The sequence below is a fragment of the Streptomyces sp. Mut1 genome (assembly GCF_030719295.1).
Taxonomy (GTDB): domain Bacteria; phylum Actinomycetota; class Actinomycetes; order Streptomycetales; family Streptomycetaceae; genus Streptomyces; species Streptomyces castrisilvae.
In genome coordinates, this window is the sequence record NZ_CP120997.1 from 3,522,820 (window position 1) to 3,547,122 (window position 24,303).

Consider the following 24,303-nt stretch of genomic DNA (forward strand, 5'->3'; position numbering starts at 1 on the left):
CTTCTCGCTAAACCCTGCGGAGTTCAGCTGACCTCTGCCTCCAGCGACGCGACGGTCAGGAGGTCTTCCTCGGATGCTTCGAGGCTTGGCCTTCCTGTCGCCGTGCTGCCACAGCCTCAATGACAGTGGCAGCACACGCCTCTGGTTCGAGGTGTTCCCAGAAACGGAGCACCAGCCAGCCTTCGCGAGGCGGTCGTCTGTGTCCCGGTCGCGCTGGATGTTCCGGCCGATCTTTTCTTCCCAGTACGGCTGGTTCGTCTTGGGCATGACGAAGTGCTCCGGGCAGCCGTGCCAGAAACAGCCGTCGATGAAGACTGCGACTTTCACAGGGCGGAAGACCATGTCGGCTGTTCGGCGCATCTTCGGGAGCGGCTTAGCCGCTACCCGGTAGCGCAGTCCAGCAGCGTGGACGAGCGAGCGGAGGAGCAGCTCGGGCGCAGTATCACGACTCCGGTTGCCGACCATGCTCCGCCGGGTCGCGGCCGACGACGCCCACGACCCCTCCGGCGGTGTCCACTGCTCGGCCAGTCCTTCTGGTAGTTTCTGCTCTCCCATATCTCCCACAGCTCAGAGACAGCTTCCTCCGGGGCGTCCCGCCTGCGAAGACCCGTTACTGTCCGTCCAGCTCTACTCTCGGTGCTTCCCTGTGGCGAGGAAGGGCGATCGCAAACCTCGCACCCGCGGACCCCACGCGGCCGCGCACCGACAATCCCCGATCGCTGCAACGGGAGTGGCCTCGCGGCAGCGGGATCTCCACTCACATAGTCCCGTCGTGCAGCAGTGCCTTGAAGACGTCTACCTATCGCTGCAGCACGATGCGCCCGTCGCCGTCGCTGAACGCCAGGATTCGGCCCGCTGCATCCAGGCCCGCCTCCGCGAGGAGCCCCAGCGGCAGGGACACGCGGCCGTCGTCATCGATCTGCAGTTCTGCTGGTTCGCGTATCACAATCGCAGTCTGCCAGGCTCCAGGTAGGGCTGCGCTGCCAACAGGTCCGGCGATCAGGGCAGCCCATGAGCATCACCCTCTTTGACACGTAGATCCGCAGACGCGACCAAGGATTGCGACGGTTAACGGACATAGCGCGGACCCTGTTCCAGGGCAGGTCAGGGGCTGACAAGCTTGTTCCATGCGCCGTATGTCGCGTGGTCACCTGCTGCAGAATGCTGGGCCAGCTCCGCGTGGCTCAGCCAAATGTCGAACTGCTCGCCTCGTCGGCCTCCGTGCACGGCGCGAAACGCGGACTCAGCAGCCATCGCCTAAGGTCTCGCTGGGAGCCATCTGGGAGCCAACCCGCTCCCCCACCCCCTTTGAGACCACCCGAGACCACGACAGACCGACCCTCTGACTAGGGAAAACACCATCGCACCTGGCAAGATCGGTAACCGACCCTCATTCGGGACGAAGAGGTCGTGGGTTCAAATCCCGCCACCCCGACAGCTGAAACACCAGGTCAGGGGCATGATCCGAGAAATCGGATCATGCCCCTGAGTGGTTTCCGGGTGCATTCCGGGAACGGTCGCGGCCTTTGGAAGCCGCGTGTGCGGCCCGGCCGCGCCGCCCTGTCAGTCGCGTCGGATGTGTTCGAGGTCGACGTGGCGGCGGGCGAGGGGAAGTGAGGCCAGGGTGGCTGTGAGCAGGATTCCGGTGGTGGAGATCGCGAGGATGGGGAGGCCGTCACCATCCCAGTGGACGGTGCCGCCTCCGGTGATCAGGTAGCTGGATTCGGCGAGGCGTCCGGCGACCAGGGCGCCGACGAGGCCGACAGCGAGCGGGAGCAGTACCTGAATGCACTGGGCCGCGCGGACCGTCAGGGGCCGGGCGCCGAGGAGGTTGAGCATCGCGAGTCGGCCTCGGCGTTCCATGGCGCGGTCGGCGGCGGACACGGCGAAGGCGGCGACGCCGATGACGAGACCGAGGACCATTCCGGCTCCGAGCAGACTCTTGATGACGGCGATCTGCTGCAGGCCCTCGACATTGATTCCCAACGCCTCGATCTCTGCGGTGGGAGCGAGGGCACCGAGGCCGTCGAGTGTTGTCCGTACGGTCTCCGGCGCCGAGCTCGACATCAGGAGGAACCGGCCCGCTGCGGGCCTCATGCCGGGCGGGAGTGCGGACGGCGGGATACGGACGTCCGCGCCGACGAGGGCAGAGGGCTGGCGGGCCCGGATCACGAGGTGGTCGGGTGGCAGGGTGATGCGGAACTTCTGTGTTCTCGTGCCTTGCTCACCATCTGCACGCAGGAGGAACGGATAGGTGCGACCAGGCTGTGCATTGAGGTCATCAGCCACGTCGGAGTCGGTCAGGCGTTGGATCCTGCCGTCCACGCAGCCCCGGGGTGGCACAGCGGTGAAGGCCGCGAGCTGGGCGCAGTCGGCGACCACGGCGGTGATGCGTGGCATGTTGGAGTCGACCTCGGCCATCCAGGAGTCCATGGTGACGGCCTGTGCCCGGACGCCCTCGACCTGACGCATACGGGCACGCTGTACGTCGTCCAGGTCGCTGAGTGGGAGAGCGTACTCCTGGGTGGGAGAGGCGGGGCGGCTGATGTGGGCGAGTTCCACGAGGACGCCTTGGGCGAGGGAAGCCGCGTAGACAAGGAGTACGAGACCGGTGACCACACGCAGGGAGCTTCCGGGTTCCACTTCGTTGCGGCGCATGGCGAGGGCCAGGGGGAGCGAGTGAGTACTGCCGGCAAGGCGGCGGGCGAGCCAGGCCGTCGTCGGCGCGAGCGCGAGAACGAGACCGGCCCCGGTCAGCAGGACGCCGACAGGGACGAGCACCGCGTTGGCCGGCCCGCCGGAGAGGTCGCGGCCGAGGGCTCCAAGTGCGCAGTAGCCGCAGAGGACACCGAGTCCTGGCAGGAGCAGGAGCATGCCGTACTTCTTCGGGGGCCCGGGCTGCGCGCCTCGACGCACCTGCAGCGGGCGGAGGGCAGCCTCGCGGGCACGGCTGCGTCCGACCAGCCAGGTCAGGAGCGGGCAAGCGAGTAGGCAGAAGGCGAGGACGGCAGCAGTGGGCCGCCCGTCGGGCGGATACCACTGGAGACCGGGCAGTCCGATCCGAGCGAGCGCTTCGTTGGCCAGGGCATACGCGGCGACGCCGAGCACCGCTCCGATGACGGCAGCGGCCACCGTCTCCACGGCGTTGACCCGCAGGGTTCCCTTCACGCCGAGTCCCAGCAGCCGCAGCGCGGCCAGTCTGCGCGCCCTGGCCTCGGCCGAGAGCCTGGCGCACACGGACAGGAAGACGGCCAGCGGCAGCAGCACCACGCAGGTCAGGGTGAATCGCAGGATGTCGAGGGTGGAGGAGTCGACGGCGGGCGTTGGTGCCCAGGCGGAGCCGAAGCCGCCCAGCGGACGTGCGGAGTCCGGAAGTTGACCCGGCGAACGCCCGATGTAGGCATACAGCTCGTTGGGGCCTGTGAGACCGTCGGACCCGATCGTTCCGGTGATCCGGCCGGGAACGAGGCCGGCGAGGCCGGGTCGCTCGGTGAGGGCTTCGCGCAATCTCGGGGAGACGAGCACCTCGCCGGGCTCCGGCAGATGATCGATGCCGGGCGGGAGAGGCGAGGGCCGGCCCGCCGGGTGGCCGAGGAAGACGCGGGTGAACGGCTGTGCGCCGTAGGGGTCCTGGCGAATCAGGAAGACAGTGTCCTCGGTCGATCGGGCGTGCAGAACCCCGCTCACCGGCTGCGGTTCGCGTGCTGCCGCACGGCTGTCGTGGGCCGAAAGGATGGCGGGGATGGTGAGAACCGCGGCAAGGCAGGCGACGCCCAGCGCGCAGCCGAGAGACATCAGGAGGAAGCGCACCTTCCCCGCACGGCCGGTGCCCCGCAGAAGTCGCAGTCCGATCAGGAACGTGATCCCGAAGCGCGAGCTCACACGGCTGCCCGCCTGGCCAGGGACCCGTCGGCCATCATGTACTGGCTGTCCGCGCGGGCGGCCACCGAGGCATCGTGCGTCACCATGACCACGGCAGTGCCCTGGGACCGCGCGAGAGTCAGGAACTCTTCCAGTACAGCCTCAGCGTTCGCGCTGTCCAGGGCGCCTGTCGGCTCGTCCGCAAAGATGACGTCCGGCCGGTGGACGAGAGCCCTTGCCACCGCGACTCGTTGACTCTGGCCTCCGGAGATCTGCGACGTTCTGCGCTGTCGCAGCTCGGCAAGGCCCAACCGGCCCAGGACCTCGCCGGCCACCTCAAGCGCCTTCGTCTTGCGTCGGCCGGCCAGTCGGAGCGGCAGAGCCGCGTTCTCCTCCACGGTCAGCTCCGGCAGCAGCTCTCCGTACTGGAAGACAAAGCCGAACCGTTCTCTGCGTACCGTGCTGAGTTCGTCGTCATCGAGGCTGTGCAGCGGCACTCCGTCCAAGAGGATTTCGCCGCGGGTCGGCGCCAGGACGCCGGCCAAGCAGTAGAGCAGCGAGGACTTCCCCGAACCGCTACTGCCGGTGATCGCACAGACCTCACCGGCGCCGAGCGTGAAGTCCACTCCGCACAGAGCCCTTTGCGAGCCGTAGAACAGCTCCACGTCTGTCGCGCGAAGGATGGCGTGCATGGTGAACCGCACCTCTCTGTCTCTGGAGGCCGTTTTGGCCTGTGGCATAGCGGAGTGCAGACAGCCGTCCGGCCAGCTAACGCTTGTAATGCTTGGTCACAGAGCAGTTGTCGGGGTGGATCGAGCCTCTGTCACGGCACATTCGCACCCAGGCCTCCTTGGTTAGTTGCGCCGCGCCGTCGTAGACGATCTTGTTGAGGGATACGACCTTTCCTTGCTCGCCGTTGAAGCGATTCCAGCCGTATCCCTCCACCCTCGTCTGCACGTAGACGTTGTTGCCGTCACTCCTTGTTGTGTCGGACGCATCCCCTCTCAGATGAAAGCCGCCGTGGTTGAGCCCGCGAGGCTCCCACTTATAGGAACCGTTCGCAAAGGCCGCACCAGTGGTATGCAGCTCTTCGATGGGGTGCCAAGCTCCAGCGACCGCAGCTCCCATACCTCCGACGAACAACGCTGCGGCTACCGCCGCTGTTGCCAGTTTTCGCACGCTTCCTCCAAGTGAGCACCACAATCGTACGTAACTGAGAGTAGTCGCAAGAATGCTGCTTGATCCATGAAGTCACTCCCGCTTCCCCCCATCTGATGAACCACGAGAAATCGGTGACCCGACCTCTCGGTGCGCTGCCTCTTCAGGGCGGGGCAAGGCCGTCCAGCCTCTGCTCGCCCGACCTCGCCCTCCTGTGAAGTGATGACCAGACCGTCGTAAAACCTTTGATTCAGGGGGAGTTGTGGGTTTATCTACGCGCGGAGCTACGAGTGGTCAGCGATCATTCGGGCAATTCCGGCGGCTTCTCGCAAGGCTATTACCGACTGGTACCGGGAGCTGCTAGAACAGGGGACGCTCAATCAACCCCCCACCCACCCCCCACACTTCGGAGGGCTGACAGCTATGTCAGTACGGAGATTCTGGGCGTCCGCATCCACTCTGCTCCTCGCCGCCGCTGCCGCTCTGGGCGTGGCTCAGCCGGCGTCGGCTTCCTCCTCGGCTGCCGCCGGCGGGTACGTCGCTCTGGGCGACTCGTACTCGTCCGGTGTCGGCGCGGGAAGCTACATTTCCGACAGCGGTGACTGCAAGCGCAGCACCAAGGCCTACCCCTACCTCTGGGCCGCTGCGAACTCGCCTTCCTCGTTCACCTTCGTCGCCTGTTCGGGCGCCACCACGAGCACCGTGGCCAGTGGCCAGCTCGGGGCGCTGAGCTCGTCCACCTCGCTGGTGAGCGTCACCGCGGGCGGTAATGACGTCGGGTTCGCCAATGTCATGCAGGACTGCGTGCTGTCCGGCGAGTCCGCCTGCCTCGCGGCCGTGGACGCTGCCGTCGCGAAGGTGAACAACACTCTGCCGTCCGGGCTGAGTTCGCTGTACGCGTCCATCCACTCCAAGGCGCCGCAGGCCCACGTCGTGGTGCTGGGCTACCCGCGCTTCTACAAGATCGGCGGAAGCTGCATCGCCGGGCTCTCCGACAAGGAGCGCACGGCCATCAACAACGCCTCGGACGTGCTGAACGGCGTCATCGCCAAGCAGGCCGCGAACGCCGGGTTCACCTTCTCCGGGGTCGCGGACGAGTTCACCGGGCACGAGCTGTGCTCCGGCGACCCGTGGCTGCACAGCGTCTCGATCCCCGTCAGCAACTCGTACCACCCCAAGCCCGAGGGACAGGCGGGCGGCTATCTGCCCGCGTTCCGCTCCGCGGCGTAAGGCGGGAAGAGGCAGCACAAGCAGAGGCACGGCGGCGTTCCGGTTTCCTTCCGGGGCGCCGCCGCGCCTCTGTCATGCCGGGCGCGTCGCCTTGAGCGAGTACATGAGGGGGATACGGGGGCGGTCCTGCGGGTAGCGGTAGAAGTCGTCCGAACCACGTTTCAAGACGGGGAAACGGGCGAAGAGCGACGCGTCGTGCTCGTGGAGGAACTCGATCCGCAGGCCCGCCGCGGCCAGCGCTGACACCACACTGCCCACCGGGTGCTGCCACTCGACGCTGCGGTTGTGGACGGTCGCCGCGTCGAAGTCCGCGTACGTACCCGGCGTCTCGTCCACCCATGCCTCGCGGCTGAAGTAGTCGTGCACGATCCGCGAACCCGTCGCGTCGTCGAGGCAGTCCGTGAGCGGATGGAACTCCGCCAGGTAGAGGAAGCCGCCGGGCGCGACGAGCGAGGCCGCCGTCTCGGCCCAGCGGTCGATGTCCGGCAGCCAGTTCAGCGCGCCGACGCCCGTGTACACGATGTCGTACGAGGAGTCCGGGACCGCCTGGGCCGCGTCGTACACATCGGCGGCGACGAAGGCCGCGCGCTCGGGGCCGAGTCCCAGTTCCCCGGCGAGGGAGCGGGCGGTCTCGACGGCCGGTTCCGAGAAGTCCAGGCCGACGACCTGGGCGGCACCGTGCCGGGCCCAGGACAGCGTGTCGAGGCCGATGTGGCACTGGAGGTGCAGCAGTGTCCTGCCCGTCACCTCTCCGACCTCGGCCACCTCGAAGGGCCTGAGGGCGTCCTTGCCCGCGCGGAAGGAATCGAGGTCGTAGAAGTCACTGCCTGCGTGGATGGGCACACGCTCATCCCACATCTTGCGGTTGGCCTCGCGCCAGTCGGGAGGTACGGGAGGTATCGGAGCAGTGGACATCCCGCGAGGTTATCCACAGGCTGCGGACGAGGCGAACGGATTGTCGGCCGTCCGACGCAGAATGGGGACATGACTGAGGCCACTGATTCGTCGACAACCGCATCCGTCCCGCCGTGGGAGCAGCGCTTCCGGGCTCCCCGGGTATCGCTCCCCGAGTGGGCCGAGGACGCGCCGGACCGCGCGTTGTTCGTCTCCAACGCGACGGGGACCTATGAGCTGTACACGTGGGACCGGGCGACCGGGGAGCAGCGCCAGGTGACCGACCGGCCGAACGGGACGACGGACGGGACGCTGACACCGGACGGCGAGGCCGTGTGGTGGTTCAACGACACCGACGGGGACGAGTTCGGGGTGTGGCTGCGCCGGCCGTTCCGCGGCGGTGTCGACGTGGAGGTCGAGCCCGCCGCGCCCGGCCTCGAAGCGTCCTACCCGGCCGGTCTCGCGATCGGCCACGACAACACGGCGGTGATCGGCCGTTCGACGGACGAGGACGGCACGACGGTCCATGTCGTAAGGCCCGGCGCGGCCCCGGTGGAGATCTACCGCCACCGCGAGTCGGCCGGAGTCGGTGACCTGTCGCACGACGGGACGCTGATCGCCCTGGAGCACACGGAGCACGGGGACGCGATGCACTCCGCGCTGCGCGTGGTGCGGCCGGACGGGACGACGGTCGCGGAGCTGGACGACACCGAGGGCGGTACGAAGGAGCTGGGTCTCGCTGTCCTCGGCTTCGCGCCGGTCGACGGGGACCCCCGGCTGCTGGTCGGGCACCAGCGGCGCGGGCGCTGGGAGCCGATGATCTGGGACCCGGTGGCGGGCACGGAGACGGATCTCGCCATCGACCTGCCGGGCGATGTGGGCGCCGAGTGGTATCCGGACGGCTCCGCGCTGCTGATCGAGCACGGCTTCGAGGCCCGCAGCGAGCTGTGGCGGTACGAGCCCGCCACGGCCGGCGGCGCGCTGGTGCGGGTGGAGACGCCCACCGGGACGGTCTCGGGCGCAACCGCCCGGCCGGACGGGTCGGTGGAGTATCTGTGGTCGTCGGCGGCCGAGCCGCCCGTCGTCCGCTCCACGACCGGTGCGGTGGTGCTCGACCCGCCGGGGGCCAAGGCACCGGCCTCGGTGCCGGTCGAAGACGTCTGGGTGGACGGTCCCGGCGGCCGGATCCACGCGCTCGTCCAGCGTCCGGCGGCCCCGGCCGAGGGGCCGTTCCCCACGGTCTTCGAGATCCACGGGGGCCCCACCTGGCACGACAGCGACGCCTTCGCGGCCGGGCCGGCCGCCTGGGTGGACCACGGGTACGCGGTCGTCCGGGTCAACTACCGCGGCTCGACCGGCTACGGGCGGGCGTGGACGGACGCGCTGAAGCACCGGGTCGGGCTGATCGAGCTGGAGGACATCGCGGCGGTGCGGGAGTGGGCGGTGAAGTCCGGCCTCTCGGACCCGGCGAAGCTCGTCCTGGCCGGTGGCTCCTGGGGCGGCTATCTCACTCTGCTCGGTCTCGGTACGCAGCCCGGCGACTGGGCCCTCGGGCTGGCGGCGGTCCCCGTCGCGGACTACGTCACGGCGTACCACGACGAGATGGAGGCGCTGAAGGCGATGGACCGCACGCTGCTGGGCGGGACGCCGGAGGAGGTGCCCGAGCGGTTCGAGGCCTCGTCGCCCCTGACGTACGTCGATGCCGTGCGCGCGCCGGTCTACATCTCGGCGGGCGTCAACGACCCGCGCTGCCCGATCCGCCAGGTGGAGAACTACGTGGACCGGCTGAAGGCGCGCGACGCGGTGCACGAGGTCTACCGGTACGACGCGGGGCACGGCTCGCTGGTCGTGGAGGAGCGGATCAAGCAGGTCCGGCTGGAGCTCGACTTCACGCGGCGCCATCTGGCAGGGGTTTCGCCCGCCGGGCCCGGCGACCCGGTCGCCCCGGCGGAGCCGACGGACCCGGCCGGTCACGAGGACGCCGGGGTGCCCGGTCGGGGGGAGGCGGTGGGCGAGGCGTAGGGCGTAAGGCCCGGATAAGGGGCGGCTTTTCGGGAGCCCCCGCTCCGTCCGGCCGGAGCGGGGACCGTACCGTGGAGGGGTGTACCGGTTCCTGCTGACCCCGCGATGGTGGGGGATCAACCTCTTCGTCGTGCTGGCCATCCCGTTCTGCGTGTTCATGGGCACCTGGCAGCTCGGCCGCTTCGAGGACCGCGTGCACACGCACGAGGCTGCCGAGAAGCAGCCCGCGCCGGGCACCCGGGCCGCCAAGCCGCTCGCCGAGCTGCTGCCCGTCGACACGGAGACCTCCGGCCGGCCGGCCACCGCGACCGGCCGGTACGCGGACCGCTTCCTGGTCCCCGGCCGGGAGCTGGACGACCAGCAGGGCTTCTACGTCCTGGACATGCTGAGGACCGACAGCGGCAAGGCCCTGCCGGTGGTGCGCGGCTGGCTGCCGGGGAAGGCGGGCCGGACCCCCGTACCGGCCGCACCGGCCGGCCGGGTCACGGTGACCGGCGACCTCCAGGCCTCGGAGAGCGCGGGGAGCGCCGGGGTCAACGCGTCGGGCGGGCTGCCCGACGGACAGGTGGGCATCATCAGCGCGGCGTCGCTGGTCAACCTCGTGCCGTACGACGTGTACGACGCGTGGGTGACGCTCCGGACGAGCGACACCGGGGCCGAGGACACCTCAGACACCTCGGGCACCTCCGGGGCCAAGGACACCTCGGGCGACTCGGCGGGCAGCGCCGGGCAGGCCGGTGCGACCGCTCTGCGCCCCGTACCGGCCACCGCGCCCGAGGGTGGCGGGCTCGACCTGAAGGCGTTCCAGAACCTCGGTTACACCGGTGAGTGGTTCGTCTTCGCCGCGTTCGTCGTCTTCATGTGGTTCCGGCTGCTGCGGCGCGAGGCCGAGGCCGCCAGGGACCTGAAGCTCGGCCTGGTCCCCGACGCGGAGGCCCCTGCGGGGCAGTGAGCCGGGCCTCCTCCCGGGCCGACACGGCGGCCGAGCCGGGCCGAGCGGGGCGCGGGTGGCCGGTGTGCGGTGGTCCCGTTCCGGGCCCCGGGCCCGTCGCGCCCTCCGCCCCCGGGGCCTGTCCGGCGGGTCTTCGCGGGCCCGCCGCGACGCCTGGCACGCACTCTCGCCGTACGCCCGGACACGCTCTGAGCCCTCGCCCCTACGACGAAGGTTCCAGGACGCCGGTCCGGTAGATCGTGCCCGCGCACGCATTTTCGATCTTGGTCGCGGCGACCGGGGCCCCGGGCTCCGGGGTGTGCTGCACGGAGATGCTGCCCTGCGCGGCTCCCCCGCCCTCGGCGGAGCCGAACTGCGTCTCCGTACCGGCCTCGCTCTCCCCCGTACCGCTGCCCGCGGTGGATCCCGACGTGCCGCCGCCGTTGCCGCTGCCGGCCGCTCCCTCCGTCGGTGTCGGGGTGGGCGAGCTGCCGGTGGACGGGCAGGTGTCCTTGGGGACCCAGGCGAACTGCACCTCGTAGACCATGTCCGGCTTGAGCAGGACGGTGCCCTCCTCGGTCGCCGGGTCGGGGAGGCCGGAGGCCGGGTCGCCCTCGGTGTGCCGGACGACCTCGATCCGGGTCGGGTCGGCCGCGCCCATCGCCTCGAAGCCCACCGTCCCGCTGCTGCTCACCGAGCAGTCCGTGCTGGACACGTTGGCGATGCGGAAGGCCCCGTACACCGTGCCGTCGGCACCGGCGGCGCCGGTCCGCGCCGACTTGACGCCCAGCTGCCCCGGATCGCACGCGGGCATGGCGTTCTCCGCGCTGACGGCCGGATCGGCGGAGGCACCTGTCGTATCGCCGTCCATGCCCTGGCCGCTGCTTCCGGACGGGCTCACGGTGCTCTGCGGGAGGCCCTGGCCGCCGTTGTGCTGCCCGGCGCCGCCGTCGCCACCGCTCCCGTTGCCGGAGTCCGCGCCGGGGGCGTCGCCGTTGCCGCCCTGTGCCTGTTCGCCGTGGCCGGCGATGGCAGGGCTCGCGGTGCTGGAGCCCTTCGAGCCGGCGACGTGGACAAAGGCGGGAACCGCCGTACCGATGAGCAGCGCGGCGGCCGCCGCGCCGACGAGCGCCTGCCGCCGACGGGCACGCCTGGCGGGCACCGCGCGGTACAGGCGGTCGAGGCTGCCCTCGCTGGGCTCCAGGCCCTGCACGACGCCGCGCATCATCCGGCGCAGCGCGTCCTCGTCGTCACCCTCGCCGTCACCGAGACCGAACGGGCCGCCGCCCGCGGGGCCGCCGCCGAAGGGGCCACCACCGCCGAAGAGGTCGGCCGGGGTCGCGAAGCGGGCGGTGTCGCCGTCCCCGGCGGTACGCGCGTCCGGTCCCTCGTCGCGGCCCGCGTGCGGGGCTTTCTCCGGCCCGTGGTTCACAGTTCCGTTTCCAGTCCGGTCGGTGGGCAGTCCGCTTCCAGTCCGGTCGGTCGGCAGTCCGCGCGAGGGGCCGCGCCGCGGTCCGCTTCCGCCCCCGGGTCGCAGGTCCTGTTCATGATCCTGGTCGTAGTGGTCGCCGCGCCGGATCATGCCTGCGCCTCCATCACCACGCGCAGTGCCGCGATGCCGCGGGACCCGTATGCCTTCACCGAGCCCAGGGATATCCCCAGCGTTTCGGCGACCTGAGCCTCGGTCATGTCCGCGAAGTAGCGCAGGACAAGCACCTCGCGCTGGCGCCGCTGCAGACCGCGCATCGCCTTGATCAGCGCGTCCCGCTCCAGCTGGTCGTACGCGCCCTCCTCCGCGCTCGCCATGTCCGGCATGGGTTTGGAGAGCAGCTTCAGCCCGAGGATGCGGCGGCGCAGGGCGGAGCGGGAGAGGTTGACGACGGTCTGGCGCAGATACGCGAGGGTCTTCTCGGGCTCGCGGACCCGGTTGCGTGCCGAGTGCACGCGGATGAACGCCTCCTGCACGACGTCCTCGCAGGACGCCGTGTCGTCCAGGAGCAGGGCCGCGAGGCCGAGCAGTGAACGGTAGTGGGCGCGGTAGGTTTCGGTGAGATGGTCGACGGTGGTTCCGGCTGCCACGCCCTCTTCAGCGCCCTCGCGCTGCGACGGCAGCCCCGTCCGACGCGCGGCCGGCATGGGCGCGATCACTGGCATACCGCCGGTTGTACGAGCCCGTCGGAGCGGTCGCACCGAGGCGCCGCGCAAGGGGCCCACCACTGTGATATCGAGAACCTCTGCCACGCCAGTTGGACACGCTTCCCCCCGTCAGGGTTGTACGCATACGGCACCGCGTTTGAGGCCATGCGATATGCCTTCATACGAACCCGCTCTTCCCCAGATGCCCCGCACATGCGCCCCGCCGCGCAAGAAGTGTCCGCTTAGACGCCTGGCGCCCGACCCGCGGTTGCAACGAACCGAAAGGTCATCGTCGGTCACGGCGACTCCCCAGCTCAAGAGGTTCAGACCAGCGAGTTGCTCACAGGTCGTTCACAGAACGTACAAAACAGGTTCGATCGGAACATGGTGATCGCGTCCGGTCAGGACCTGGGGAATTCCGCGGCCACCGACTCCGCGATCTGGGCCACGTTGAGCGCCGCGCCCTTGCGGAGGTTGTCGCCGCAGACGAAGAGTTCCAGCCCTCGGGGGTCGTCCAGCGAGCGCCGGACCCGGCCGACCCAGGTCGGGTCGGTCCCCACCACGTCGGAGGGGGTGGGGAAGTCTCCGGCACCCGGGCTGTCGTACAGCACCACGCCGGGAGCGGTCGCCAGGATCTCGTGCGCCCGGTCGACCGCCACCTCGTTCTCGAAGCGGGCGTGCACGGACATCGAGTGCGTGGCGACGACCGGTACGTAGACGCAGGTCGCCGACACCCGCAGGCTCGGCAGGTCGAGGATCTTGCGGCACTCGTCGCGGATGGCCAGTTCCTCGGACGACCAGCCGTCCCCGGCGTCCGTCCCGGCCCACGGGACGACGTTGAGCGCGACCGGCGCGGCGAACGGGCCGCCGTGCGTGTCGCCGACGACGCGTCGTACGTCCCCCGGCTTCGTACCGAGTTCGGTGCCGGCCACCATCGACAGCTGTTCGCGCAGCGCGGCGATACCGTCGCGTCCGGCGCCGCTGACGGCCTGGTAGGACGAGACGACCAGCTCGCGCAGGCCGAACTCGGCGTGCAGGGCGCCGACCGCGACGATCAGCGCCAGCGTGGTGCAGTTCGGGTTCGCGACGATGCCGCGCGGCCTGATCCGTACCGCGTGCGGATTGATCTCGGGCACGACGAGCGGAACGTCACCGTCCGCCCGGAACGCCGTGGAGTCGTCGATGACGACGGCGCCCTTGGACGCGGCGAGCGGGGCCCAGCGCGCGGAGACATCGGCGGGCACCAGGAAGAGCGCCACGTCGATGCCGTCGAAGACGTCCTCGGTGAGTTCGAGTACCTCGCTCTCCTCACCGCGTACGACCAGCTTGCGGCCGGCCGAGCGCGGTGAGGCGACGAGTCTGACCTCGCCCCAGACGTCCGCGTGCTGCGAGAGGATCTGGAGCATGACGCCACCGATCGCCCCGGTCGCGCCGACGACCGCGAGCGAAGGGCGGCGTGCGGTCATCGGCCGGTGCCCCCGTACACGACTGCCTCGTCGGAGTCGCTGTCGAGACCGAAGGCGGTGTGCACGGCGCGCACGGCCTCGTTGACGTCGTCGGCGCGGGTGACCACCGAGATGCGGATCTCGGATGTCGAGATCAGCTCGATGTTCACACCGGCGTCCGAGAGCGCCTCGAAGAAGCCGGCGGTGACGCCGGGGTTGGTCTTCATGCCCGCGCCGACGAGGGAGATCTTGGCGATCTGGTCGTCGTAGCGCAGCGAGTCGAAGCCGATCACGCCGCGGTTGCGCTCCAGGGCGTCGATGGCCTTGCGGCCCTCGGCCTTCGGGAGCGTGAACGAGATGTCCGTCAGGCCCGTCGAGGCGGCGGAGACGTTCTGCACCACCATGTCGATGTTGACCTCGGCGTTCGCGATCGTGCGGAAGATCGCGGCGGCCTCACCCGGCTTGTCGGGCACGCCGACGACGGTGATCTTGGCCTCGGAGACGTCATGGGCGACTCCGGAGATGATCGCGTGCTCCACCTTCTGGTCCCCTTGCGGCTCGTTGCTGACCCAGGTGCCGCGCAGTCCGGAGAAGGACGAGCGGACATGGATCGGGATGTTGTAACGGCGTGCGTACTCGACGCACCGGTGCAGCAGCACCTTGGAGCCGGACGCGGCCAGCTCCAGCATGTCCTCGAAGGAGATCCAGTCGATCTTACGGGCCTTCTTCACGACCCGCGGGTCGGCGGTGAAGACGCCGTCCACGTCGGTGTAGATCTCGCAGACCTCGGCGTCCAGCGCGGCGGCGAGCGCGACGGCCGTGGTGTCGGACCCGCCGCGGCCGAGGGTGGTGATGTCCTTCTTGTCATGGGACACACCCTGGAACCCCGCGACGATCGCGATGTTCCCCTCGTCCAGCGCCGTACGGATACGGCCCGGCGTCACATCGATGATGCGCGCTTTGTTGTGGACCGAGTCGGTGATGACGCCTGCCTGGCTGCCGGTGAACGACTGGGCCTCGTGGCCCAGGTTTTTGATCGCCATGGCCAGCAGCGCCATGGAGATCCGCTCTCCCGCGGTCAGCAGCATGTCGAACTCACGCCCGGCCGGTATCGGGGATACCTGTCCGGCGAGATCGATCAGCTCGTCCGTCGTGTCGCCCATCGCTGACACCACGACAACCACCTGGTTGCCGTTCTTCTTGGCATCGACGATTCGCTTGGCGACCCGCTTGATGCCCTCGGCATCGGCTACGGAGGAGCCTCCGTACTTCTGCACGACAAGGCCCACGTGCGCTCCTCGCTCAGTCCATTACTGCGGTCGGCTCAGTTTAACGAGCAGCCCGGAAAGGCCTCGCTGATACCACATGCTGAGATGTCCCGCTCACCACGTGATCATCGGCGTGTCGCTCCGAACTGCTCGTAACGCGCTGCTGCCCACCGAACCCGTACGCATTCCCGTATGTGGCCCAGCCCACACGCAGCGACGGAAGCCGCCCCGCTACTTCACCGGCCGCAGGCCCAGCGGACCCGCGATCTCCTCGACCATGACGCGGCCCGCCTCCTCTGCCAGGTCGTCGTCGCCCGCGTCCTGGTCGGTGTCCAGGCCGTCCAGCTCCTGGAGGGGCTGGTTGAGGCGGATGTGGGCGATGAGGGACTGGAGGGCGCGCAGCGCGGCGGAGGCGGTCGAGCCCCAGTTGGAGAAGTACGAGAACTGCCACCACCACAGGGCCTCGACGGTGCGCCCCTCCTCGTAGTGGGCCAGGCCGTGGCGCAGGTCGGTCACGAGGTCGGCCAGGTCGTCGGAGATGCGGGCGGCGACGGGGGCCTTGCGGGGCTCGTACGGGTCGAAGACCTCGGAGTAGACGTCGATCGGCTCCAGCAGGACCGCGAAACGCTCGCGCAGGCCGTCCGCGTCCGGCTCGGCGCCCAGGTCGGGCTCGTAGCGCTCGTCGGGGACGATGTCCTCGTACGCGCCGAGCCGGCCACCGGCCAGCAGGAGCTGGGAGACCTGGAGGAGCAGGACCGGAACGGCCTCCTCCGGCTCCTCGACCCCGGACACCTCGGTGACCGCGACGATGAACGTCTTGATCTGGTCGGCGATCTGGACCGCGAAGTCGCCGGGGTCGTGCGTGACGGTGTTCAACGTGGCGTCAGACATCGAGGAGACCTCCCGTGTGCACGGTCGGAGACGGTGAGTAGAAGATAACCGCGCTGAACGTAAAACCGCTGTGAGAGGCGGGGGCGTCAGACATCCAGCAGTCGCCTCCCCTCGAAGGCGCGGCCGAGGGTGACCTCGTCCGCGTACTCCAGGTCGCCGCCCACCGGCAGGCCGCTGGCCAGCCTGGTGACGCGCAGGCCCATCGGCTTGACCATCCGCGCCAGGTACGTCGCGGTGGCCTCGCCCTCCAGGTTGGGGTCGGTCGCCAGGATCAGTTCCGTGATGGAGCCGTCGGCGAGGCGGGCCAGCAGTTCACGGATGCGCAGATCGTCCGGGCCGACGCCCTCGATGGGGCTGATCGCGCCGCCCAGCACGTGGTAGCGGCCCCGGAACTCACGGGTCCGCTCGATCGCGACGACGTCCTTCGGCTCCTCGACCACACAGATGACCGACCGGTCGCGCCGCTGGTCGCGGCAGATGCCGCACTCCTCCTGCTGCGCCACATTGCCGCAGACCGCGCAGAAGCGGACCTTGTCCTTGACCTCCAGGAGGGCATGGGCGAGGCGCCGCACATCCGTGGGCTCGGACTGGAGGATGTGGAAGGCGATCCGCTGCGCGCTCTTGGGACCGACGCCGGGCAGCCTGCCCAGTTCGTCGATGAGGTCCTGAACCACGCCTTCGTACAACGGAACGCCTTCCTGACTGAGCCGGCCGGGTCGTGGTACGTACCGTAGGGGGTACGTACGGTCTTGGGTATGGGTATGCGGACGGTCAGAACGGCAGGCCGGGCATGCCGCCGCCCAGACCCTGGGTCAGCGGGCCGAGCTTCTGCTGCTGGAGCTGCTGGGCGTTCTCGTTGGCCGCCTGCACCGCCGCAACGACGAGGTCCGCGAGGGTCTCGGTGTCCTCCGGGTCCACCGCCTTCGGGTCGATCACCAGGCCTCGCAGCTCGCCCGAGCCGTTGACCGTCGCCTTGACCAGGCCACCGCCCGCCTGGCCGTCGACCTCTGTCCTGGCAAGCTCCTCCTGGGCCTGGGCGAGGTCCTGCTGCATCTTCTGGGCCTGCTGCAGCAGCTGCTGCATATTGGGCTGACCACCACCGGGAATCACGGTCACTCCAGGCATTTCGACGACAAATGTTTCGGTACGCCGAGCCTACGTGGTCCCCGGGCGGTGCGCCCCACCCGCCGACGAGCAACTCTTTCGAGTGAGATCGAGAGAGTGGTGCCGGGAGTCCTATACCTGACCAGAGGCCGTACGCACCCGGGAATACCGCGATTTCGACCCCGCGGCCCACCATTCGGCGGTAGGAAGGGCATGCGTCCCGGTACGCACGCGCACCCCTCCCGTCACGCATGGTTACGCAAGGGGGACTGCCCGTCGCGTCCAGGGGCATGGAGCAGCCAGAGGGTGTCCGACACGTACCCGTGACACCGCGGGGATATGCCGGACGCCCCCTGGGGAACAGAGATCCGCCCCGTCGTCGAGTACGAGTACGCGGTCGAGAGCACGCGTCGCCACGCAGCATGCAGAGGAGTACCCCGGTGAGTCAGCCGGAGATGCAGCCCGAAGTGCCGCCCAGCAAGTCCGGCACGCCCGGTCCAGCGGGTCCGGCCGCTCCCTCCGGTACGGGCTCCGGCGCCGAGGACCGCGGTGGGCGGGGCCATGACCTGACCGGGGAGCCGTTCCCGCTGGGCGACTGGGGCGAACCGTCCCAGCGGCTGGACGAGCTGTACCGATGGGCGGAAGCGGACGCGCTGCGTACCGCCGAGTGGTATCTGAACGACCGGCTGTGGAAGCGGCGCGCGGCCAGGGCGCTGCGGATCGGCACCGCCGCCGGTGTGGTCGCGGGCGCCGCCCTGCCGCTGCTCGACCTGACGGGCGCGCTGCACGACGCGGCCGGCTGGGGGTATCTGTCGCTGCTGCTGGGTGCCGCGTGCATGGCGTGCGACCGGTACTTCGGCCTCACCTCGGGCTGGATAAGGAATCTCGCGACGGCGCAGGCCGTGCAGCGGCGGCTCCAGGTGCTCCGCTTCGACTGGTCGTCGGAGTGCGTACGGGAGGTGCTCGGCCCGGCCGAGGGCACGGCGAGCGAGGCGACCGAGCGGTGCCTGGGGGTGCTGCGGCGCTTCTCCGAGGACATCACGGAGCTCGTACGGTCGGAGACCGCCGACTGGATGGTGGAGTTCCGGGCCGGGCCCGCGCCGATGGGCATGCAGGCGCTGGTCACCGGCGGTACCGGGAGCGGGCGCCCGGAGCAGGGGGCGTCGCCCGGCCGCTTCCCGCTCCAGTCGATGGGCCGGCCGAACATGCCGCGGCAGCGTCCGCCGGAGTCCCCGCGCTGACCGGTCCCGGACAGTGCGGGGCCCCGGCGGGCGCCCGGCCGCGTCAGCTGAAGACGATCATCGACCCCTGGGCCAGGCTGCGGGTGGCCGCGGCGTGCAGGCCGAGCCAGACGTGCCGTTCCCGGGCGAAGGGGTTGTCGTCGTACGGGACGCTCGCCGGCTCCTCCAGCTCGGTCGGCGCGGCGGGCGGCAGCGGGGCGGCCGGCGGGTTCGCCGGGTCGATACCGATCGCCGGGGCGACGAACTCCAGCTCACGCAGCAGCCCGTGCGCGGAGCCGAGCGGCCCGCCGGCCTCCATGAGGTCGTCGGTGGAGACGGGGGCGGGGAAGTCCAGGGGCACGTACGCCCCCGCGTGGTCGAAGTGCCACACCAGGTGCGACTGCCGGGCCGTCGGCTCGAACATCTCCAGCAGCTGCTCGTAGTCCCCGCCCAGCGCGTCGACCGGCGTGACGGCGAGGCCGCTGAGCTGGAGCAGGTAGGCGCTGCGCAGGAGGTGCAGCGCGTCGTAGTCGAAGCCAGCGATCGGAGCCACGTCGCCGGTCAGCCCCGGCATGTAGGCATAGACCGGGACGGGCGGCAGTCCCGCCTCGCCCAGGGCCTTGTCGTAGACGGCTATCTCATCGGCGAAGGGGTTGTCGGGGCTGTGGCACAGCACATCGACGAGGGGGACCAGCCACAGGTCACAGGCCACGAAGTCTCGCTCTCCAACGGGGGCGTGCGGTGGTCGGGACAGCGTAATGCGGTCGGCACCTCGCGCACAGTGGTCGCTCGTGACGGGCTCGGTGCGCGGTGGGCGCGGTGGGCCGGTGGCGCCGGGTCAGGGGCGCCCGGGAGTGGCCGGGTGATCCGCCAGCCGGTCGGCCCAGCTCAGCGCGTGGCCGTTGTAGTCGTCGATCACCGCGCGCAGGGCGTCGCGGTCCCGGTGCGTGATCGCGGCGACGAGCTCGGCGTGGCCCTTCCACAGCCAGTCCCGCATATCGGCGTCGCCGCGCAGGTAGGGAACGGCGAACATCCATGCCTGGACGCGCAGCCGGTGCAGGAAGTCGCTGATGTAGCCGTTGCCGACGAGCCCGCCGACCTCCCGCCAGAAGCGCAGGTCGTAGCCGATGAGTATGTCCAGGTCGCCGCAGCGTGCCGCGCGGGCCGCCTCCTCGGCGCGGCGGCGTACGGAGACGAGCGCGTCCCCGTAGCCCCCGTGCCGCGACGGGGCCTGATCGCGGAAGACGTCCCGGATGACCCCGTCCATGACCAGGGCACGGGCCTCCACCATGGCCCGGTAGTCCGCGACGGAGAACTGGTGCACCCGGAACCCGCGGTGCTGGTCGGATTCGAGGAGCCCCTGCGCGGACAGGTCGAACAGCGCCTCGCGGACGGGCGTCGCGGAGACCCCGTACTGCTCGGCGATCTGCTTGACGGTGAACTCCCGCCCCGGCAGCAGGCGCCCGGCGAGCACTTCGTCACGCAGCGCGTCCGCGATCTGCTGCCGCAGGGTGCTGCGGGTGACGGCTCCGCTCGCGCACATGGTGCCCCTCCCCGATTCGGTTCCGGGTCACCTTAGACCGGCGCCTGACCGGCCCCGAGCCCCGGAGGGGCCGCGGCACGGCGATCCACGCCGCTATTCTCGTCCCCGTCCGGCGTGTTGTCGTACGGGGGAGGCCGCACACCATGGAAAAGCTCGGGTCCACCGATCCACAGCGCATCGGCGCGTACCGCCTGCTGGGGCGCCTCGGCGCGGGCGGGATGGGCCAGGTGTATCTGGCCCGTTCCGACCGCGGCCGTACGGTCGCGCTCAAGCTCGTACGCGAGGAACTCGCCGCTCAGCAGGTGTTCCGCGACCGGTTCCGGCAGGAGGTGCAGGCCGCCCGCCGGGTGGGCTCGACGTGGACCGCCCCGGTGCTGGACGCCGACACCGACGCCGACGTGCCGTGGGTCGCCACCGGTTATGTCGCGGGGCCCTCCCTCCATGCCACCGTCTCGGGCCGGCCCAGCGCCTCGTCCGGGCCCGCCCCCGGCACCTACGGCCCCCTGCCTGAACGGTCCGTCCGCATTCTGGGCTCCGGTCTCGCACACGCCCTGAAGGCCATCCACACGGCCGGCCTCATCCACCGGGACCTGAAGCCGTCCAACATCCTCCTGACGATCGACGGTCCGCGCGTCATCGACTTCGGGATAGCCAGAGCCCTGGACACCGTCACCGACGGCGGTCTCACCCGCACCGGCGCACTGGTCGGCTCGCCCGGCTTCATGTCGCCCGAGCAGGTGCGGGGCGAGCGCGTGAGCGCGGCGAGCGACGTGTTCTGCCTGGGCTCGGTGCTGACGTACGCCCTGACCGGGCGGCTGCCCTTCGGGGCTGCGGCCAACGAGATGCACGCCCTGCTGTTCCGCATCGCGCAGGAGGACCCCGACCTGACCGGCGTGACGGCCGGCCTCGACGACCTGATCCGGGGCTGCCTCCACAAGGACCCGCAGGCCCGGCCGTCCACGGACGACATCCTGGCCCTGCTCGCCGACGGCGACAACAGCCCGGAGCCCTGGCTGCCGGGCGCGCTCATCGCCCAACTCGGCCGCCACGCCGTGGAACTGCTCGACTCGGAGGACCCCGAGGACGCGGGGCCGTCCGACGCCGGGGCGGCAGGCAACGGGCCGACAGGGAGCGGGCCGGCAGGAGGCGGCCCCGGGCACGCGGAGCCACGGGACGCGCGGCCGCCGGTCGCCGGACAGCAGCCGGTCGCGGGACAGCCGGTCGCGGGACAGCCGGTCGCCGGGCCGCAGGGCGGCGCGGGGCCACAGGACGCGGTCCCGGTGGCCGCCCCGGTCCCGGCCGGTCCGGCCTCCCTGACCAAGCCGGCCCCTGGCGGGGCTGCGAGCGGACCCGCGCCGGCGCCGGGCCCCCCGCCCGAGCCACCCACCGCCGTGCTCCCCGCCACGCCCGGCGAGCCCTCGGCCACGCCGCCCGCGCCCGTCCACGCGCTCCCCACCGCGATCGCCGCGCCCGGCCCCGTCGCCCCGCAGCCGAGCGGACCGCCACCGAGCGGACCGCCGCCCGCCGCGCCGCCCGGCTACGGCTACCCGCAGCAGCCGGTCCAGGGCTTCGGCCCGCCGCAACAGCCCAGCCCCGCCCCGGGTTACGGCTATCCGCAGCAGCCCGGCCAGGACCACGGCTACCCCTACGGATACCCGCAGCAGCCCGGCCTCGTCGCGACTCCCCCGTACGGCCCCGGCTACCCGGCCCCCGCCCCGCACCCGGCCCCCGCGCCGGAGCCGGGCCGCCGCAGAGGCTCGACCGTCGCTCTCGTCGTCGTCGCCGTGCTGGTCGCGATAGGGGCCGGGGGCTCCGTCTACGCGCTCATGAACGACAAGGGCGGGAAGCCCACGGCGGGCCCCTCCCACTCCGCCGGCCCGTCCCCGTCCGGGGACACCGGCGACTCCCCGTCCCCGGACGTCTCCGTCTCCCCTGACCCCTCCCCCAGCGACGACGGGCAGAACGGCGAGGAGGGCGGCGTCCCCGAGGGCTACCTCGGGTCCTGGTCCGGCAGCATCGACAACGCCACCGGGCACTCCACCCGTGAACTCGTCATCCGGCAGGGCGAGGTGGGCGACACCATCCTCACCCTGACCGCCGAGGGCCCGCTGGCCACGGGCGGCACCTACCGCTGCGTCTTCGAGGCGGCGCTGTCCGCCGGGGCGGCCGAGGGCGATTCGGTGGAGATCGGCCCGTCCACCGTGACGGAGGGCGAGCCCATGACGTCCTGTTCCCCCGGCAGCCCGACCAGGCTCACCCTGCTCCCTGACGGCACGCTGAGCCGCGAGAACACCTCCAGCGGCGAGAAGCTCACGTACACGAAGTCCGGCTGACCGGCCCCGCCCGGCCGCGGGCCCAGAAACCGGCGGGCCGGGCCCCGCGCCCGTGCTCACTGGACCAGCGGCTTGACCGACATGAGCAGGTGCTGGTGGACCGTGTCCCCCGACCCGTCCGCCGCGGCCGCCGCCTCCTCGTGGTCCCGGTGCCCGGTGATCATGGCGCGCTGCCCCTGGCCCATCAGCTGGAACCGGACGACCGGGGTGTCGAACGAGGCCAGCGCGTCCATCAGGTACGACGGGTTGAACGCGACCGTGATCTCCTCGGTGCCCAGGAGTTCGGCGGGCAGGCGCTGGGAGGCCACGTCGTCCTCGTATCCCGCCTGGAGCAGCACGGAGCCGGCGGCGAAGGCGAACTGGAGCGGACTGTCCCCGTCCGCCACCACCGCGACCCGCTTCACCGTCTCCACCAGCGGCTCGCGCTCGGTCACCGCCTTGACCGGGCCGTTCAGCACGAACAGCTTGTCGTGGCGCGGGAGCCGGCCGTCGAGCAGCCGGACCGTGGTGCGCATGCCCTCCCGCTCGAAGCCCGCCGAGCCCTTGTCCAGCGCGAGGCGGACCGGTCCCGGGCGGGCGCCGACGGACCGGGCGATCTCGCTGAGCCGGCGGGCCGAGACGACGACATCGGCCGTGACGCCGGGCTCCGCAGGCTGCCAGCCGAGCGTACGGACCGCGAAGCGGTAGCGGTCCGTCGCCGCGAGGGTCAGCCGCCCGCCGTCGAGCCCCAGCCGGACGCCGGTGAGCGTGGGCAGCGTGTCGTCCCGGCCCGCGGCCACCGACACATCGGCGACGGCCGCCGCGAACTCCTGCCCGTCCACGGCGCCGAGGACGTCCGGCAGCGGCGGCAGCGCCGGATAGTCGTCCAACGGCAGGACCGACAGGCCGAATCCGGCGCCGCCGCCCGTCACCGTGAACCGCGACCCCTCGACCGCGCACTCCACCGGCCCCTCGGGCAGCACCTTGCAGACATCGAGCAGGCGGCGGCCCATGACCAGGACCTTCCCGGGCCGTTCGGTCCGGGCCGCCACCTCGATGCGGGCGGACGCCTCGTAGTCCAGGCCGGAGATGATCAGCCTGCCGTCCGCCGCCTCCAGCAGCAGACCGCCCAGGACGGGCACGGGCGATCTGGTGGGCAGGACACGGGCGGCCCAGGCGACGGCGTCCGTCAGCTCGCCGCGTTCGATCAGGAACTCCATCGTGGTGCCTCTCCTCGTGCGCCGACCGCCTGCGGTCCCGACGATTCCGACGTTAGAGGCCACCACTGACAACGAGGTGGGGGACGCCTCCGGCCGAGCGGCCGGGGGCGTCCCCCACACGTGTGAATTCCGCGGTCAGCAGCTGAGGTTGGAGCCGGGCGTGGTGCCCAGGATCTGCGTGAACGCCTGGTACTTGTCGATGCGGCTCTGGACCTGGGCGGGGTTGCCGCCGTTGCACTCGATCGAGCCGTTGATGGACCGGATCGTCTCACCGAAGCCGGCGCCGTTCACCATGGCGTTGTGGGCCGTCATGGTGCCGGGGCCGTTCTGGGTGTTCCAGTACCAGAGGCCGGTCTTCCAGGCCACGGCCGCGTCCTGCTCGACCAGGTAGGGGTTGCCCAGCAGGTCGATGCCGAGCGCGTCGCCCGCGGCCTTGTAGTTGAAGTTCCAGCTGAGCTGGATCGGTCCGCGCCCGTAGTACGCGGCCTGACCGGCCGGGCAGCCGTAGGGCTGGCCGCTGTCGCAGTAGTGCGGGTAGTTGGCGGTGTTCTGCTCGACGATGTACACGAGGCCGCCGGTCTCGTGGCTGACGTTGGCGAGGAAGGCCGCGGCCTCCTGCTTCTTGACGTCGTCACTGCCGGTGTTGGCGAAGCCCGGGTAGGCGTCCAGGGCGGCGACCAGCCCGCTGTACGTGTAGAAGGAGTTGCGGCCGGGGAACATCTGGTTGAACTGCGCCTCGCTGACGACGAAGCCGGAGGAGGAGCCGGGGTCGCCCGGGTCCGTGCTGCCGCCGCCTCCGCAGGCGCCCTGGTCGGCCCAGACGTCGGAGCTGCCGGGGGTCTCGTTCTGCGTCCACCACTTGGCGGTCCAGTTGTGCCCGTTGTACGAGGCGGAGTCGCTGCCCGTGTAGACGGACGAGGCGTTCCAGGCGGCCGCGCAGTCGGCGGCCGATGCGGTCGTGGCGGGGAGTACGACGAGCCCTGCGACGACCGCGCCCAGCGCGGCGAGCAGGCCCATGACGCGTCGGAACATCTGCACACTCCTTCGGCGCGGCGCACCGCTGACCCG

The 24,303-nt window shown here is 70.8% G+C and carries 21 protein-coding genes and 1 pseudogene; 5 read left to right on the forward strand and 17 right to left on the reverse strand.

The window, feature by feature from the left end; all coding sequences use genetic code 11:
- Window positions 1-55 precede the first annotated feature (55 nt).
- From P8A18_RS15125 to P8A18_RS15145, 5 genes and pseudogenes are all read right to left on the reverse strand, one after another.
- Window positions 56-465: pseudogene (locus tag P8A18_RS15125) on the reverse strand (very short patch repair endonuclease).
- A 334-nt stretch (window positions 466-799) separates the two neighbouring features.
- Window positions 800-946: a hypothetical protein gene (locus P8A18_RS15130; RefSeq protein WP_306055061.1), complete on the reverse strand. Its 147-nt coding sequence runs from the start codon at window positions 944-946 to the stop codon at window positions 800-802.
- A 617-nt stretch (window positions 947-1,563) separates the two neighbouring features.
- Window positions 1,564-3,795: an ABC transporter permease family protein gene (locus P8A18_RS15135; protein ID WP_371933774.1), complete on the reverse strand. Its 2,232-nt coding sequence runs from the start codon at window positions 3,793-3,795 to the stop codon at window positions 1,564-1,566.
- 83 nt (window positions 3,796-3,878) lie between these two features.
- Window positions 3,879-4,553 carry an ABC transporter ATP-binding protein gene (locus tag P8A18_RS15140; RefSeq protein ID WP_306055065.1) on the reverse strand — a complete coding sequence of 225 codons (675 nt, stop codon included), beginning with the start codon at window positions 4,551-4,553 and terminating at the stop codon, window positions 3,879-3,881.
- 76 nt (window positions 4,554-4,629) lie between these two features.
- Window positions 4,630-5,040, reverse strand: coding sequence for a hypothetical protein (locus P8A18_RS15145; protein ID WP_306055067.1), 411 nt, complete (start codon window positions 5,038-5,040; stop codon window positions 4,630-4,632).
- A 402-nt stretch (window positions 5,041-5,442) separates the two neighbouring features.
- On the opposite strand from P8A18_RS15145, the gene P8A18_RS15150 reads away from it, so the two are divergent.
- Window positions 5,443-6,249, forward strand: a complete 807-nt coding sequence (locus P8A18_RS15150) for an SGNH/GDSL hydrolase family protein (protein ID WP_306055069.1) — start codon at window positions 5,443-5,445, stop codon at window positions 6,247-6,249.
- A gap of 72 nt (window positions 6,250-6,321) precedes the next feature.
- Here the strand turns inward: P8A18_RS15150 and P8A18_RS15155 are convergent, their stop codons facing one another.
- The gene (locus P8A18_RS15155) at window positions 6,322-7,164 is read right to left on the reverse strand and encodes a class I SAM-dependent methyltransferase (protein WP_306055071.1); all 843 of its coding nucleotides are present in this window, start codon (window positions 7,162-7,164) and stop codon (window positions 6,322-6,324) included.
- Window positions 7,165-7,233: 69 nt separating this feature from the next.
- Here P8A18_RS15155 and P8A18_RS15160 point away from each other — a divergent pair, with 69 nt between their 5' ends.
- On the forward strand, window positions 7,234-9,165 hold the full coding sequence (locus P8A18_RS15160; RefSeq protein ID WP_306055073.1) for a S9 family peptidase: 1,932 nt from the start codon (window positions 7,234-7,236) through the stop codon (window positions 9,163-9,165).
- Window positions 9,166-9,244: 79 nt separating this feature from the next.
- A complete protein-coding gene (locus tag P8A18_RS15165; RefSeq protein ID WP_306055074.1) occupies window positions 9,245-10,117 on the forward strand; it encodes an SURF1 family protein in 873 nt (290 codons plus the stop codon).
- Window positions 10,118-10,319: 202 nt separating this feature from the next.
- Here P8A18_RS15165 and P8A18_RS15170 read toward each other — a convergent pair whose 3' ends face one another.
- From P8A18_RS15170 to P8A18_RS15200, 7 genes are all read right to left on the reverse strand, one after another.
- Window positions 10,320-11,528 carry a hypothetical protein gene (locus P8A18_RS15170; RefSeq protein WP_306055076.1) on the reverse strand — a complete coding sequence of 403 codons (1,209 nt, stop codon included), beginning with the start codon at window positions 11,526-11,528 and terminating at the stop codon, window positions 10,320-10,322.
- A 146-nt stretch (window positions 11,529-11,674) separates the two neighbouring features.
- The gene (locus tag P8A18_RS15175; RefSeq protein ID WP_026249514.1) at window positions 11,675-12,250 is read right to left on the reverse strand and encodes a SigE family RNA polymerase sigma factor; all 576 of its coding nucleotides are present in this window, start codon (window positions 12,248-12,250) and stop codon (window positions 11,675-11,677) included.
- Window positions 12,251-12,633: 383 nt separating this feature from the next.
- Complete coding sequence (locus P8A18_RS15180; protein WP_306055078.1) at window positions 12,634-13,698, reverse strand: aspartate-semialdehyde dehydrogenase; 1,065 nt, start codon at window positions 13,696-13,698, stop codon at window positions 12,634-12,636.
- Window positions 13,695-14,966: an aspartate kinase gene (locus P8A18_RS15185; RefSeq protein WP_018551121.1), complete on the reverse strand. Its 1,272-nt coding sequence runs from the start codon at window positions 14,964-14,966 to the stop codon at window positions 13,695-13,697. The genes P8A18_RS15180 and P8A18_RS15185 overlap by 4 nt, the downstream gene beginning before the upstream one ends.
- A gap of 210 nt (window positions 14,967-15,176) precedes the next feature.
- Window positions 15,177-15,836: a DUF5063 domain-containing protein gene (locus P8A18_RS15190; protein ID WP_018551120.1), complete on the reverse strand. Its 660-nt coding sequence runs from the start codon at window positions 15,834-15,836 to the stop codon at window positions 15,177-15,179.
- A gap of 86 nt (window positions 15,837-15,922) precedes the next feature.
- On the reverse strand, window positions 15,923-16,522 hold the full coding sequence (gene recR, locus P8A18_RS15195; RefSeq protein ID WP_306055080.1) for a recombination mediator RecR: 600 nt from the start codon (window positions 16,520-16,522) through the stop codon (window positions 15,923-15,925).
- Between the two features lie 85 nt (window positions 16,523-16,607).
- Window positions 16,608-16,946, reverse strand: coding sequence for a YbaB/EbfC family nucleoid-associated protein (locus P8A18_RS15200; RefSeq protein WP_026249513.1), 339 nt, complete (start codon window positions 16,944-16,946; stop codon window positions 16,608-16,610).
- Between the two features lie 449 nt (window positions 16,947-17,395).
- Between P8A18_RS15200 and P8A18_RS15205 the strand changes: the two genes are divergently transcribed.
- Window positions 17,396-18,181 carry an SLATT domain-containing protein gene (locus tag P8A18_RS15205; protein ID WP_371933775.1) on the forward strand — a complete coding sequence of 262 codons (786 nt, stop codon included), beginning with the start codon at window positions 17,396-17,398 and terminating at the stop codon, window positions 18,179-18,181.
- Window positions 18,182-18,224: 43 nt separating this feature from the next.
- On the opposite strand, the gene P8A18_RS15210 is transcribed toward P8A18_RS15205, so the two are convergent.
- Both P8A18_RS15210 and P8A18_RS15215 read right to left on the reverse strand, forming a co-directional pair.
- Complete coding sequence (locus P8A18_RS15210; protein ID WP_306055084.1) at window positions 18,225-18,872, reverse strand: putative DNA-mimic protein; 648 nt, start codon at window positions 18,870-18,872, stop codon at window positions 18,225-18,227.
- Between the two features lie 126 nt (window positions 18,873-18,998).
- On the reverse strand, window positions 18,999-19,703 hold the full coding sequence (locus tag P8A18_RS15215; RefSeq protein ID WP_306055086.1) for a GntR family transcriptional regulator: 705 nt from the start codon (window positions 19,701-19,703) through the stop codon (window positions 18,999-19,001).
- Window positions 19,704-19,846: 143 nt separating this feature from the next.
- Between P8A18_RS15215 and P8A18_RS15220 the strand changes: the two genes are divergently transcribed.
- On the forward strand, window positions 19,847-22,036 hold the full coding sequence (locus P8A18_RS15220) for a serine/threonine-protein kinase (protein WP_306055088.1): 2,190 nt from the start codon (window positions 19,847-19,849) through the stop codon (window positions 22,034-22,036).
- Between the two features lie 56 nt (window positions 22,037-22,092).
- Here the strand turns inward: P8A18_RS15220 and dnaN are convergent, their stop codons facing one another.
- Window positions 22,093-23,235 (reverse strand): DNA polymerase III subunit beta, encoded by a 1,143-nt coding sequence (dnaN, locus tag P8A18_RS15225; RefSeq protein WP_306055090.1) that lies wholly within the window; start codon window positions 23,233-23,235, stop codon window positions 22,093-22,095.
- A gap of 135 nt (window positions 23,236-23,370) precedes the next feature.
- Window positions 23,371-24,267 (reverse strand): glycoside hydrolase family 19 protein, encoded by an 897-nt coding sequence (locus tag P8A18_RS15230; RefSeq protein ID WP_306055092.1) that lies wholly within the window; start codon window positions 24,265-24,267, stop codon window positions 23,371-23,373.
- Window positions 24,268-24,303: the final 36 nt, after the last annotated feature.